Source organism: Bacillus sp. JNUCC-21 (genome assembly GCF_041222765.1).
GTDB classification, from domain to species: Bacteria; Bacillota; Bacilli; order Bacillales; family Bacillaceae; genus Bacillus; species Bacillus velezensis.
Genome location: NZ_CP166019.1, coordinates 1,948,378 through 1,964,498, shown reverse-complemented (window position 1 = coordinate 1,964,498; position 16,121 = coordinate 1,948,378). Strand labels below are relative to the sequence as shown.

1 protein-coding gene is annotated in these 16,121 nt (G+C 46.7%); it reads left to right on the top strand.

What is annotated here, in order from left to right; genetic code table 11:
* The first annotated feature begins 18 nt into the window (after positions 1-18).
* On the top strand, positions 19-16,107 hold the full coding sequence (locus JNUCC21_RS09655) for a non-ribosomal peptide synthase/polyketide synthase (RefSeq protein WP_369878782.1): 16,089 nt from the start codon (positions 19-21) through the stop codon (positions 16,105-16,107).
* Positions 16,108-16,121 lie beyond the last annotated feature (14 nt).

Genomic DNA, 16,121 nt, shown 5'->3' with positions numbered 1-16,121 from the left:
ATAAAATGAGGTGCTCCAATGTCGGTATTTAAAACTCAAGAAACGTACTGGGAAAACCTGTTTGATGAAGAAGACGGCCTAAGCGCATTCCCTTACTTTAAAGCAGCGGATAAAGCGTCGTTGGCCCGTACCGGCTACCAGGAAAAATGCATCTGCCGTTCCTTATCTCCGGAAGTATCTCAAAGAATCATGACAATGGCGAATCATTCCGATATGGCGGCCTATCTGATTTTATTGGCGGGTATTGAATGCTTGTTGTATAAATATACGGATCGCACGAGCCTGATTCTTGGCATTCCAACGGTATCGAAGCAAAAAGCCGGCCAGTCAGCCGTTAACAACATTGTCCTCTTAAAAAATACGCTTTCAAACGAGAGCACATTTAAAACCGTATTCGGGCAGCTGAAAGAAGCTGTTAATGATTCTCTGAAAAATCAAAACCTGCCGTTTAGAAAAATGGTCCGGCATCTGAGCGTGCAATACAATGACGAGCATATGCCTTTGATTCATACCGTCGTTTCGCTTAACGAAATTCATTCCTTGCAATGTAAAGAAGATACTGCAACCGATACGCTGTTTCACTTTGATTTGGAGAACAACGGGATTCATTTGAAGCTTTTTTATAACGGCAATCTGTACGATGAGCGCTATATCAATCAAATTGTATCCCATTTGGATCAGCTGCTGTCTGTGATTCTGTTTCAGCCTCAAGCCGCGATCCATACGGCAGAGATCTTACCGGAAGCGGAAAAACAGAAGCTATTGTTTGATTTTAATGACACCGTCAGAGATTTCTCCGGGAGCAGAACAGTCTATCAATTATTTGAAGAGCAGGCAGAAAGAACACCTGAGCATGCGGCCGTCAAGTTTAAAAACGACCATTTGACGTACAGGGAACTGAATGAGAAGGCGAGCCGTTTGGCAAGAACATTGCGTAATTGCGGGGTTAAACCCGATACGTTAGTTGCCATTCTCGCTGATCGTTCATTAGAGATGATCGTATCCATTATAGCTGTTTGGAAGGCAGGGGGCGCTTATGTGCCCCTGGATCCTGAATATCCAAAAGAGCGGCTTCAATATTTGCTTCATGATGCGGATGCAGACGTTCTCCTTGTTCAGCATCATTTAAAAAACAGTCTCGCTTTTGACGGCCCGGTGATTGATTTGAATGATGAAACATCATACCATGCCGATTGCTCATTGTTATCACCAGTAGCGGGACACAGCCATTTAGCCTATGTCATTTATACGTCGGGTACAACAGGAAAGCCGAAAGGGGTCATGGTTGAACACGGCGGCATTGTGAACTCGCTTCAGTGGAAGAAGGCGTTTTTCAAGCATTCTCCGGCGGATCGCGTACTTGTCTTGTACCCGTATGTTTTTGATGCGTTCATTTTAAATTTCTTCGGCCCGCTCATCTCAGGAGCAACTTTGCACCTATTGCCTAATGAAGAGAATAAAGAAACTTTCGCCATTCAAAATGCCATAAAACAAGAAAGAATTACTCATTTCTCAACTTCTCCCCGTCTTCTGAAAACGATGATCGAACAGATGAACAGAGAGGATTTCATCCATGTTCAGCATGTTGTTGTAGGCGGTGAGCAGCTGGAAACAGATACAGTTGAGAAGCTGCATTCTCTGCAGCCTCGCATTCGGATCAATAATGAATACGGACCGACAGAAAACAGCGTGGTATCTACATTTCACCCTGTTCAGTCCGCTGATGAACAGATCACAATCGGCAGCCCGGTGGCCAACCATCAAGCTTATATTTTAGGAGCGCACCATCAAATCCAGCCGATCGGCGTACCGGGAGAGCTGTATGTCGGAGGAGCGGGAGTGGCCCGCGGCTACCTCAATCGGCCTGAATTGACGGAGGAAAAATTTGTGGAGCATCTGCATGTCCCTGGTCAAAAGATGTATAAAACGGGGGATCTCGCCAGATGGCTGCCGGATGGAAGAATCGAATATTTAGGGCGGATTGATCATCAAGTGAAAATTCGCGGCTACCGGATTGAGATCGGCGAGGTAGAGGCAGCCATGTTCAATCTGGAAAACGTTCGTGAAGCCGCAGTCGTCGCGCGGGAAGACGCAGACGGGGCCAAACAATTGTATGCCTATTATGTCGGCGAGCCTTCTTTGACCGCTGCGCAGTTCAGAGAAGAATTATCCCGGGAACTGCCGAATTATATGATTCCCTCCCGCTTTATCCCTTTGGAACGCATTCCGCTCACTTCCAATGGGAAGATTGATCTGAAAGCTTTGCCTGCTGCTGACGAAAATACGCGGGCGGAAAACGAATACATAGCCCCGCGGAACACAATAGAAGAACTGCTGGCGTCTATCTGGCAAGAAGTATTAGGGGCAGAACGTATAGGAATTTTGGATAATTTCTTTGATTTTGGCGGAGATTCGATTAAATCAATTCAGGTGTCATCCAGATTGTATCAAGCCGGATACAAGATTGATATGAAGCATTTGTTTAAACACCCCTCGATTGCTGAACTTAGTCAGTTTGCAGCACCGGTCAGCAGGGTGGCTGATCAAGGAGAAGTGAATGGCGGAACCAAGCTGACCCCGATACAGCATTGGTTTTTTGAGCAAAAAATGCCGCATGCACACCATTACAATCAGGCCGTCATGTTATATTCGGCGGAAGGCTTTAAAGAGGGCCCGCTTCGCCGGACGATGGAACGGATCGCGTCGCATCACGATGCCTTGAGGATGATTTTTGAAAAAACGCCGGATGGATACGCTCCGCGAATTACAGGAACAGATGAAAGTGAACTATTCCATCTGGAAGTGATGAATTATAAAGGGGAAACCGATCCGGCTCAAGCGATTGCCGATAAAGCGAATGAGATTCAAAGCAGCATGGTATTAGACAAAGGGCCATTGATGAAGCTCGGTTTGTTCCAATGTCCGGACGGAGATCATTTGCTGATTGCAATTCATCATTTGCTGATTGACGGTGTATCCTGGCGTATTTTGCTCGAAGATTTTGCAAGCGGTTATGAGCAGGCAGAACGCGGACAAACGATCCAGCTCCCGCAAAAAACAGACTCGTTTCCATCCTGGGCCGATCAATTGTCCAAATATGCGGCGGAAACCGATATGGAAGAGGAGATTGCGTATTGGACCGAGCTTTCAAGTATAAAGCCTCAGCCATTGCCTAAGGACACTATCAGCGAAGGATCGTTATTAAGAGACAGCGAAGAAGTGACGATTCAATGGACAAAAGAGGAAACGGAGCAATTATTAAAACAAGCGAACCGCGCCTACAACACGGATATCAACGATCTGCTGCTGACTTCGTTAGGGCTGGCTGTTCACAAGTGGACAGGCACGGAAGACATTGTCGTGAATTTGGAAGGCCACGGGAGAGAACCGATTATTCCGGATGCTGACATTTCCCGCACGATAGGATGGTTCACAAGCCAGTACCCTGTCGTCCTGAGGATGGAAGCCGGAAAAAACCTGTCGCAGCGGATCAAGATCGTAAAAGAAGGGCTGCGCCGTATCCCTGACAAAGGAATGAATTACAGCATCATCAAATATATATCCGGGCACTCGGAAGCCGACAGCCTGCAGCTGAATCCGGAGATATCGTTTAATTATTTGGGACAATTTGACCAAGACCTGAAGCATCAGGCTTTGCGCATCTCGCCTTTTTCCACAGGGTTGTCAATGAACGAAAACCAAGAGAGAACGGCCGTGCTTGATTTGAATGGCATGATTGCCGAAGGGACATTATCACTGACACTGAGCTACAGCAGCAAACAATACGAAAGATCTACTATGGCGCAATTTGCCCGGGGGTTGAAAGAAAGTCTGCAAGAAGTCATTGCGCATTGCGTAAGCCGGCAGCAGACTTCTCTCACACCAAGTGACATCCTGTTAAAAGACATCTCAATCGACGAACTGGAACAGCTTTTGGAGCAGACGCGTGAATTAGGCGAAGCGGAAAATATTTATCCATTAACGCCGATGCAGAAGGGCATGCTGTTTCACAGCTTATTTGATCCGAATTCTGGTGCTTATTTTCAGCAAACGATGTTTGATCTGCATGGAGATCTGGAAATTGATTCATTTTCAAAAAGCTTGGACGGCTTATCGCAAAAATATGATATTTTCCGCACGAATTTTTACAGAGGCTGGAAGGATCAGCCGCTCCAAATCATATTCAAAACGAAAAAAATCGGTTTTCAATTCAATGACTTACGAGAGATGAAGGAATCTCAAAAAGAAGCGATGATTCAGCAGTATGCCAGAGAAGATAAGATGCGGGGGTTCGACTTAGAAAAAGGCGCGTTAATGCGGTTATTCATCCTTCGTACGGATGAAAAGACATACCGTTTTATCTGGAGTTTCCACCATATTTTGATGGACGGCTGGTGTCTGCCGCTGATTACAAAAGAAATTTTCGAGAATTACTTTGCTTTGCTTCAGCAAAAACAGCCTGAACAATCGTCAATTACTCCGTACAGTCAATATATTGAATGGCTCGGCCGGCAAGATGCGAAAGAGGCCACGGCTTATTGGGATCAGTACTTGGAGGGATATGAGGAGCAAACCGGCCTTCCTAAGGATCACCATGCAGCGGAAGACGGACGATACGTTCCTGAAAAAGTGACGTGTGACATAAGCTCCGATCTCACTTCGAAAATGAAGCGGACGGCAGGCAAGCATCATGTCACGCTGAACACGCTGCTGCAGACGGCATGGGCGGTTTTGCTGCAGAAATATAACCGCAGCCGGGACGTTGTGTTTGGAAGTGTTGTATCCGGAAGACCCGCTGGAATTCCAAACGTGGAAACCATGATCGGCTTATTCATTAACACCATTCCCGTCCGGTTTCGGTGTGAAGCCGGGACAACGTTTGCCGGGCTTATGAAAGAGGCGCAGGAAAGGGCTGTAGCGTCTCAACAATTTGAGACGCACCCACTGTACGATATTCAAGCGCGTACAACGCAAAAGCAAGATTTAATTACACATTTAATGATATTCGAAAATTATCCGGTTGATCAGTATATGGAAAGTATAGGCCGCCAAAACGGAACATCCATCACGATTTCCAACGTACAAATGGAAGAACAGACCAACTACGATTTTAATTTGACCGTTATACCGGGCGACGAGATGAACATCTCTTTTGAATACAATGCAAATGTGTATGAGCGGGCAAGCATAGAGCGAGTTCGGGAACATTTCATGCAAATCCTGCATCAAGTCGTGACAGATGCGGATATCCGGGTGGATCAAGCGGAATTGTTAACGGAAGGCGAAAGAAGAACCCTTCTGCAGACGCTTAACGACACGGCCGCGCCGTTTCCGCAGACGCCGGTTCATCAATTATTTGAAGAGCAATCGCAGCGTACGCCCGATCAAGCAGCCGTCATTGATAAGGACAGGCAGCTCACGTACGGAGAGCTCAATAAGCGGGCCAACCGACTGGCGCGAACGTTAAGAGCGAAAGGAGTGCAGACGGATCAGCCTGTAGCCATCATCACAAGAAACAGCATCGAATCGGTGGTCGGAATCCTTGCCGTTTTAAAATCAGGCGGAGCCTATGTCCCTATAGATCCGGAATATCCGCAAGACCGCATCCGGTATATGCTGGATGACTCCCAAGCCGGAATCGTTTTAATGCAGCGGGACGTCAGGAAACAGCTTGCCTATGAAGGCGTCACGGTTTTACTTGATGATGAAAGTTCTTATCACCAAGATGGCTCTGACCTTGCTCCGATAAATGATGCGAGCCATTTGGCATATGTCATTTATACGTCAGGTTCCACAGGCCGGCCAAAAGGCGTACTAATCGAGCACCGAGGCTTGACCAATTATATTTGGTGGGCGAAAGAGGTTTATGTAAAAGGCGAGAAAGCCAACTTCCCATTGTATTCGTCAATTTCTTTTGATCTGACGGTGACTTCTATTTTCACGCCGCTTGTCACAGGCAATGCAATCATCGTCTATGACGGAGAGGATAAAACAGCTCTGCTTGAATCGATTGTGCGGGACCCGAGGGTGGATATCATTAAATTGACCCCGGCCCATTTGCAGGTTTTGAAAGAAATGAACATTGCCGATCAAACGGCTGTCCGAAGAATGATTGTGGGCGGGGAAAACTTAAGCACCCGGTTAGCCCGCAGCATTCATGAACAGTTCGAAGGCCGGATTGAAATATGCAATGAGTACGGACCGACGGAAACTGTTGTCGGCTGCATGATTTACCGTTACGATGCCGCAAAGGACAGACGGGAATCGGTACCGATCGGAACCGCTGCGGCAAACACGAGCATTTACGTTCTTGATGAGAATATGAAACCCGCGCCGATCGGTGTCCCGGGAGAGATCTATATCAGCGGCGCCGGTGTGGCAAGAGGATATTTGAACCGTCCCGAATTAACGGCAGAGAAATTTGTCGATGACCCGTTTGAACCCGGAGCGAAGATGTATAAGACCGGAGATTTGGCGAAGTGGCTGGCGGACGGAAACATTGAATATGCGGGCAGAATAGATGAACAAGTGAAAATCAGAGGCTATCGTATCGAATTAGGCGAGATCGAGGCGGCACTGCTTCAAGAAGAAGCGATCAAGGAAGCTGTCGTTACAGCCAGAGAGGATGTCCACGGGTTTAAACAATTGTGTGCATATTACGTGAGCGGCGGGCAAACAACGGCAGCCCGGCTCCGGAAACAATTGTCACACAGTCTGGCGGGTTATATGGTTCCGGCTTATTTTATCGAACTTGATGAAATGCCTTTAACTTCTAACGGAAAAATAAACAAAAAAGGGCTGCCGGCTCCGGATTTCGAGCTGCAGGACAGAGCAGAGTATAAAGCTCCCCGATCAAAAGCGGAAGAAATATTAGTTTCTGCCTGGGAATCGGTATTAGGCGCTGAAAACGTCAGTATTCTTGATAATTTCTTTGACCTTGGCGGAGATTCCATTAAATCCATTCAAGTATCCTCCAGATTAAATCAGCAAGGATACAAAATGGAAATCAAAGACTTGTTTCAATATGCAACAATTGCAGAATTGAGTCCGCATATCAAGCAGAATCTGCGTATAGCCGATCAAGGTGAGGTCAAAGGAAAAGTCAGCCTGACTCCTATTCAGCATTGGTTCTTTGATCATATAACGACAGATCAGCATTATTACAATCAAGCCGTCATGCTGCATGCGCCGGAAGGTTTTCAGGAAACGCAGCTTCGTCAAACCCTGCAAAAGCTTGCTGAACATCACGATGCGCTCCGCATGACGTTCCGGACTACGGAAAATGGCTGTGAGGCACAGAATGAAGAAATCGCCCAAAGCGGACTGTACCGCTTAGAAGTCCTGAATCTGAAAGAAGATTCCGATCCGGGGCGTACAATTGAAGCCAAGGCTGATGAGATACAAAGCAGTATGCGTTTAAGTGATGGGCCGTTAATGAAAGCCGGGTTGTTTCAATGCGCAAATGGAGATCATCTGCTCATTGCCATCCATCATTTGATTATAGACGGGATTTCATGGCGCATTTTACTGGAAGATATCGTTAGCGGCTACAAGCAAGCCGAGAACGGGCGAGTGATTCAACTGCCGCAAAAAACAGACTCCTTCCAATTATGGGCTAAGAGACTGTCAGAATACGCGCAAAGTGAAACCATAAAACAAGAACAGGAATATTGGACAAAGATCGAACAAACCGAAGTCAAACCGCTGCCTAAAGATTTTCATGAAACCCATACAACTGCAAAAGACAGTGAAACAGCAGCTGTGGAATGGACGAAAGAGGAAACGGAGCTCTTATTAAAACAAGCGAATCGCGCTTATCACACGGAAATAAACGATTTGCTTTTAACTTCTCTGGGTCTTTCCATATCGCATTGGTCAGGACTGGAACAAATTCCGATTCATTTAGAGGGACACGGCCGCGAACAGATTATACAGGATATAGATATCTCCCGCACGGTCGGGTGGTTTACAAGTCTGTATCCGGTTGTGCTGCACGCGCAGCCGGGCAAAGAAATCTCTGATTATATCAAGACGACCAAAGAAGGATTGCGTCAAATTCCGCATAAAGGGATCGGATATGGAATAGCAAGGTACTTAAGCGGCGGAATGCCATCGAAACTAAATCCCGAGATCAGCTTTAACTACCTGGGACAGTTTGACCAAGATTTACAGCAGCATGGGGTTCAATTATCTTCTTATTCTTGCGGTTCAGACTCAAGCGGAAATCAAGAAAGACCGTATGTATTGAATATAAACGGAATGATCACCGAGGGCCGGCTGAAGCTTACGATCAGCTACAGCAGCAAACAGTACGCAAAAGAAACGATCATGCGGTTATCGGAAACGATTCAAAGCCGCCTGCGGACCATCATTACGCATTGCGTTCATAAAGAACAATCGGAACTGACACCAAGCGATATTTTGTTAAAGGGCATGTCCATTGGCGAATTGGATCAGCTCCTCATTCAACTGCCGCATGCAGGTGAGGTTGAAAACGTGTATCCGCTCACTCCGATGCAGAAAGGAATGCTCTTCCACAGCCTGTTGGACGAGGCCTCAAGTTCTTATTTTGAACAAGCATCGTTCGATTTGCAGGGAGAGTTAAAGATTGATTGGTTTAAAGCAAGCCTTGAACGATTATTTGAAACATACGCCGTGCTCAGAACCCGTTTTTACAGCGGCTGGAACGATACTCCTTTACAAATTGTCTATAAAACGCAAACACCGCAAATTCATTTTGCAGATTTGCGTGATATAGAGGAGCACCTGAGAGAGGATGCAATCGCAGCCTATCAAAGAGAAGATAAGGCAAAAGGATTTGACTTGGCTCGGGATCCGCTGATGCGCATAGCGATTTTCCGGATGGAAGACCGCAAATATCATTTGATTTGGAGCTTCCATCATATTGTGATGGATGGCTGGTGCCTGTCTCTTATCACGAAGGAAGTGTTTGATCATTATAGCGCCTTACAGGAAGGCAGGGAACCAGAACCGCTATCGGCAGTTCCTTACAGCGACTATATCGAGTGGCTTGACCGCCAAGATCAGGGAGCGGCAAAGCGGTACTGGAGCGGGTATCTTGAAGGATATAAAGGTGAAACCACGCTTCTTCATAAAATAGCGCAGCATGAACAAAAAGAATACGCCTATGCCAATTTGATCTGCCGATTTGATCACGAACAGACAAAACAATTACAGCAGATCGCAAATCAGCATCAGGTTACGTTAAATACGTTCATCCAAACGTTATGGGGAGTATTATTACAGAAATACAGCGGGTCCGCAGACGTTGTCTTCGGCAGTGTCGTGTCGGGAAGGCCGGCGGAAATTCCTGATGTGGAACAGATGATCGGCCTGTTCATCAATACGATTCCGGTTCGCATCCGCTGCGATGAGGACAGCACTTTTGCTGATACGATGCAAATGGTTCAACAAAACGCGCTGGCTTCCCAATCGTACGATACCTATCCTTTATACGAAATTCAGGCCCAAACGGAACAAAAGCAAAACTTAATTGATCATATCATGATCTTTGAAAATTATCCGATAGGGCAGCAAGCCGAAGAGACGGGACATCATGGTACGGAGCTGAACATTACGAATTTTCATATGCAGGAACACTCCCACTATGATTTGAATGTGGTTGTCATACCTGGCAAACAGCTGGCCGTTCATTTCGGTTTTAATGAAAACGAATATGAAAAATCAGAAGTGGAGCGGCTCCGAGGTCATTTTGAAAAACTCATGCAGCAAGTATTGCGGCAGCCGTCTGTCAAAATAGAAGATTTGGAGCTTCTCTCTCAGCAAGAAAAAGAATATCTGCTCAGCCGCTTTCAGTCTAATGACATGCATTACCCGCGTGAAAAAACGATTCATGAGTTGTTCGAGGAACAGGCGCATCGTACTCCGGACAATACAGCGGTTGTATTTGAGGGTAAACAATTCACCTACGAAGAACTGAACCGGCGTGCCAATCAGCTTGCTCGAACCTTGCAGGCAAAAGGAGTGCAGGCGGATCAGCTTGTCGGCATTATGACTGAACGCTCGCTTGAGATGGTTGTAGGCATCTTGGGAGTTTTAAAAGCGGGCGGTGCATATTTGCCGATAGATCCTGATTCTCCGTCTGAACGCATCCGTTATATTTTAAATGATTCAAGCATCAGCGTATTGCTTTACTGCGGGAAGCTGCAGGATGACATCGGCTTCTCAGGAACATGTATCGATCTCATGGAGGAACATTTCTATCACGAAAAAGACAGCAGTCTTGCACTCTCTTATCAGTCCAGTCAACTGGCCTATGCCATTTATACTTCCGGCACGACAGGCAAGCCTAAAGGCACGTTAATTGAACATCGCCAGGTCATCCACCTGATAGAAGGGCTGAGCCGCCAAGTATACTCTGCCTATGATGCGGAGCTGAATATAGCCATGCTCGCTCCATATTATTTCGATGCTTCTGTTCAGCAAATGTATGCTTCCTTGCTGTCAGGCCATACCTTGTTTATTGTTCCGAAAGAGATAGTGTCAGACGGTGCTGCCTTATGCCGTTACTATCGGCAGCATTCGATTGACATCACTGACGGAACACCTGCCCACTTAAAGCTTTTGATAGCTGCAGGTGATTTGCAGGGAGTCACGCTTCAGCATCTTTTAATCGGAGGAGAGGCTCTTTCCAAAACGACGGTAAATAAGCTCAAGCAATTATTCGGCGAGCATGGCGCTGCGCCTGGGATTACTAATGTATATGGGCCTACGGAGACTTGCGTAGACGCGTCTCTGTTCAACATTGAATGTTCTTCCGATGCTTGGGCACGCAGCCAAAACTATGTCCCTATAGGCAAGCCGTTAGGCAGAAACCGAATGTACATTCTTGATTCAAAAAAACGGCTGCAGCCGAAGGGCGTCCACGGCGAGCTGTATATTGCAGGGGACGGTGTCGGGCGGGGTTACTTGAACCTGCCGGAACTGACGGACGAAAAATTTGTTGCCGATCCGTTTGTACCGGAGGACCGAATGTACAGAACCGGTGATCTGGCCCGCCTTCTGCCGGATGGAAATATTGAATATATCGGCCGGATTGATCATCAGGTGAAAATTCAAGGTTTTCGGATTGAACTCGGTGAAATCGAATCGGTGATGCTGAACGTTCCTGATATTCAAGAAGCCGCCGCAGCTGCCCTTAAAGATGCAGATGATGAATATTACTTGTGCGGATACTTTGCAGCAGATAAGACAATACAGATCAGTGAACTTCGCGAAAGAATGGCCCGGCATTTACCCGGATATATGATCCCCGCTCATTTTGTGCAGCTGGATAAGATGCCGCTGACGCCAAACGGGAAGTTGAATCGCCAGTTATTGCCGGCTCCGGTCAAAAAGCGTGACAGCGGCATAGAGTACGTCCCGCCGCAAACTTCGGCAGAAATCCAGCTGACAGCAATTTGGGAGGATGTCCTTGGACTAGAGCAGGTGGGGATCAGAGATCACTTTTTTGAGATCGGCGGACACTCCCTGCGGGCAACGGCGCTGATTGCAAAAATACAAAAGCAAATGCATGTCCAAATTCCTTTGCGGGACGTCTTCCGTTTCCCAACCATTGAACAGCTCGCACGGACGATCACGAAGACGGAGCTGACCGGGTATGCCGCGATTCCTGCAATTGAAAAAAGACCTTATTATCCGGTATCCTCAGCACAAAAACGGTTGTACATCCTGAATCACTTGGAAGGCGGAGAACTCAGTTACAACATGCTGGGACTGATGACTGTGGAAGGAAAGCTTGATCGTGACAAGCTGCAGCAAGCCTTCCGCACGCTGATTTTGCGCCATGAATCTTTGCGCACCGGTTTTAAAATGGCTGACGGAGAACCTGTTCAGTATGTCTTGGATCACGCGGCGTTTGAAGCAGAGTGGTACCAAGGGGAAGAAGATGATGCGGACCTTTATATCCGCCAATTTATTCGTCCTTTTCACCTGGATGAGCCGCCGCTGCTTCGCGTAGGGCTGATTGAACTTCAACCTGACCGCGGAATTCTGATGTTTGATATGCACCACATTATTTCTGACGGAACATCCATGAGCGTATTGATCAAAGAATTTATCCGGATTTATGAAGGAGAGACATTACCGCCCCTGCGCATCCAGTACAAGGACTACGCGGTATGGCAGACCGGCGAAGCGAGATTACAGCAGATTCAAAAACAAGAAGCCTATTGGTTAGAGCTGTACAGCGGCGACGTTCCTGTCCTTCATCTGCCGGCCGATTATATCCGGCCGTCGGCACGGGATTTTGCGGGAGCCACAATGCATTTTACGCTTGATAAGCAAAAAAGCGACGGATTAAAGCAGCTGGCATCCCAAACTGAATCGACTTTATATATGGTGCTCCTTGCGTCTTATACATTATTGCTTTCAAAATACAGCGGCCAGGAAGACATTATTGTCGGCAGTCCTATAGCGGGAAGACCGCACGCCGATTTGGAACCGATTATCGGAATGTTTGTCAATACATTGGCGATGAGAAATTACCCTGAAAAAGGGAAGACGTTCTCTCAGTATCTGTCCGAAGTGAAGGAGAATGCATTAAAAGCTTATGAACATCAGGATTATCCGTTCGAAGCGCTGATCGATCAACTGAATATCGCCAGAGACTTGAGCCGCAATCCATTGTTTGACACCATGTTTGTGCTTCAAAACACGGAGCAGGAACAGTTAGAGATAAATGACGTCACTTTCAAACCATATCCAAACGGACATACGATGGCGAAATTTGATCTAACTTTAACTGCTGTGGAAGAAGGGGCGGGTATTCAGTTCACGCTGGAATACTTGACGGCTCTGTTTAAACCGGAAACGATCGAACGGATGATGGGGCATTTTGAACAGCTGGTTGATTCGATTATTAAACAGCCTGAGGCCGAGCTGGCTCGTTTAAATATGATGACCAAGGAAGAGGAAAGAGACATTCAGCAACTCTTTAACGATACTGCAGTTGCGGAAAAACGAATTCCGACAACGATTCATCAGCTTTTTGAGCAGCAGGCTGAGCGTAACCCGGATCATGAAGCCGTCATGTTTGGAAATCAGACGCTGACTTATCGTCAGCTGAATGAACGTTCCAATCAGCTGGCGCGCGTTCTTCAAGATAAGGGTGCCTGCACTGATCAGGTTGTTGCCGTTCTCACGGATCGCTCAGCACATATGATCATCGGCATTTTAGCCATATTAAAGGCCGGCGCAGCATTTCTCCCTATCGATCCGGAGCTTCCCGAAAAACGGCGGGCTTTTATGCTAAAAGACAGCGGTGCCGATGTGCTTTTGACTTGTGCAGGTCACGCTATTCCGCCGCTCTTTGAAGGAGAAGTGCTTCTGCTTGATGATCCGTTACTATATCAAGGCAGAACAGACAATCTTAATCTTTCCTGCTCGGAAAATGATTTAATGTATGTTATTTACACGTCAGGCACAACAGGGCAGCCGAAAGGCGTTCAGCTGGAGCACAAGACGATGACGAATCTGCTCGCTTATGAGCAGGATCATACGCAGCTTCGCTTTGACAGAGTGCTGCAATTTGCCGCAATGAGCTTTGATGTCTGCTATCAAGAAATGTTCTCTGCGCTTTCAAGCGGAGGAACACTCTTTATCATCGGCAATGAGGCAAAACGTGACATACGGCAGCTCAATGATTTTGTCAGAACGCACGGGATACAAACAGCATTTCTCCCGACAGCGTTCCTTAAGCTCCTTGCCTCAGAGAAACACTATTTCGAACCGTTTGCCGAGTGCGTGGATCACATCATCGCTGCGGGAGAACAGCTCATCGCGACAAGGATGCTGCGTGACATGCTGGCACGACACCAAGTCACATTGCATAATCATTACGGTCCGTCGGAGACGCATGTTGTGACCATGTATACCGTCGATCCTGATACAGATCAGGAGCTTCAGCCGATCGGAAAACCGATTTCAAATACGGAGATTTTCATTTTGAATGAAGCCGGAACGCTTCAGCCTGTCGGAATCGTCGGTGAACTTTGTATTTCAGGAGTGAGCCTGGCCAGAGGCTATCATAACAGGGAGTCTTTGACGCTCGAAACTTTTGTTCCGCACCCATATGACTCGAATCAACGGATGTATAAAACAGGCGATCTGGCTCGTTACCTTCCCGAGGGAAACATTGAATATGCGGGAAGGAGGGACCATCAAGTCAAAATCCGCGGTTATCGGGTTGAACTCGGTGAGGTGGAAGCCGCTCTTCTCAAGCACGTACAGGAAGCAGTTGTCCTAGCGAAAGAAAATACCGATGGCCAAAGCGATTTGTATGCCTATTTTACAGCAGAGCAATCACTCTCGATCAGTCAGCTTAAAGAAAAACTTGCTGGCCAAATACCGGGATATATGATCCCTTCATACTTCATCCAGCTGGAGAAACTGCCGCTAACCGGCAATGGAAAAGTAAATCGAAGAGCATTACCGATGCCTGAAGCAGGTTTGCAAACGGGGACTGACTACGTTGCTCCGCGGACGAATATGGAAGAGCAGCTGATATGCATCTGGCAAGACGTTTTGAAGGTAAAAGAAATAGGTGTAAAAGATAACTTTTTCGATTTGGGCGGCCACTCGTTGCGGGGGATGACGCTCATCGCCAAAATTCATAAGCAATTCAGCAAAAACATTTCATTAAGAGAAGTCTTTCAATGTCCGACAGTTGAAGAAATGGCACAAGCTATTGCAGAAGCTGAAACCAACGGACCGGACTATATTCCGAAAGCCAAAGCAAAAGATGTCTATCCCGTATCGTCCGTGCAGAAGATGGTTTACCTGTCAACACAAATAGAAGGCGGAGAACTGAGCTACAATATGCCGGGAATTCTTACATTAGAAGGAAAACTCGACATGAATCGCTTGCAAACCGCTTTCCAAAGACTGATCCAGCGCCATGAATCGCTGCGTACCGGTTTTGAAATGGTCCGCGGAGAACCGGTGCAGGTGATCAAATCGCAAGTGGAGTTTTCGATGGAAAGATACAAAGCAACAGCCGACGAGGTTGAGGAATGTTTCCGGACCTTCGTGCGGCCGTTCGATCTCAGCCAAGCTCCATTACTCAGGGCCGGACTCATCGAGTTAGAACAAGACCTGCATATTTTCATGTTTGACATGCACCACATTATCACGGACGGCGCCTCCATGAATATTTTTGTCGAAGAACTGATTCAATTGTATGACGGCAAAGAGTTAGCTCCGCTCCGTATTCAGTACAAAGACTTTACGGAATGGAAACATCAAAAAGAACAAAGAGAACGAATCAAGAGCCAGGAAGAGTATTGGCTTGGTGTATTTCATGAAGAGCTCCCGTCATTCGAGCTGCCGAAAGATTTTGCGAGACCGCCGGTTAGAAGCTTTGATGGGAAAAGGCACAATTTTACGCTCGATAAGACTGTCACCCAAGGGATAAAGCAGCTGGAAGAATTGACCGGAACGACCGCTTACATGATTCTATTCTCGGCCTATTCCATACTGCTGGCAAAATACAGCGGTCAGGATGATATCGTTGTCGGTACACCTATTGCAGGGAGACCGCATGCGGATTTGGAACCCATTATCGGAATGTTTGTCAATACATTAGCCATCCGCACCGCTCCGATGGCGGAAAAGACATTTTTGGATTATATAACGGAAACGAAAGAAACCATGCTGAAGGCTTTTGAACATCAAGAGTATCCTTTTGAAGAATTAGTTGAAAAACTGGGTGTGAAACGGGACTTAAGCCGCAATCCATTGTTTGATACGATGTTTGTCCTGCAAAATACCGAACAAACAGATATTGAAGTGGACTCTCTCGCAGTCAGGCCTTATGAACAAACAGAGACGGCAGCCAAGTTTGATTTACAGCTGAACTTCTTAATAGACCAAGATGAGATTCAGGGCAGTTTTGATTACTGTACGAAACTGTTTAAAAAGAAAACCATTGCTGTATTGGCCAAGGATTACGTCATGATCCTTTCGGCGATTATGAGAAACCCATCCATTCCTTTAAAAGACATTCAATTAAGCGAAAAAGTAAACAAAAGTAAACATCTCGCAAGCACAATCGAATTGGATTTCTAATCACAGGGGCAGTG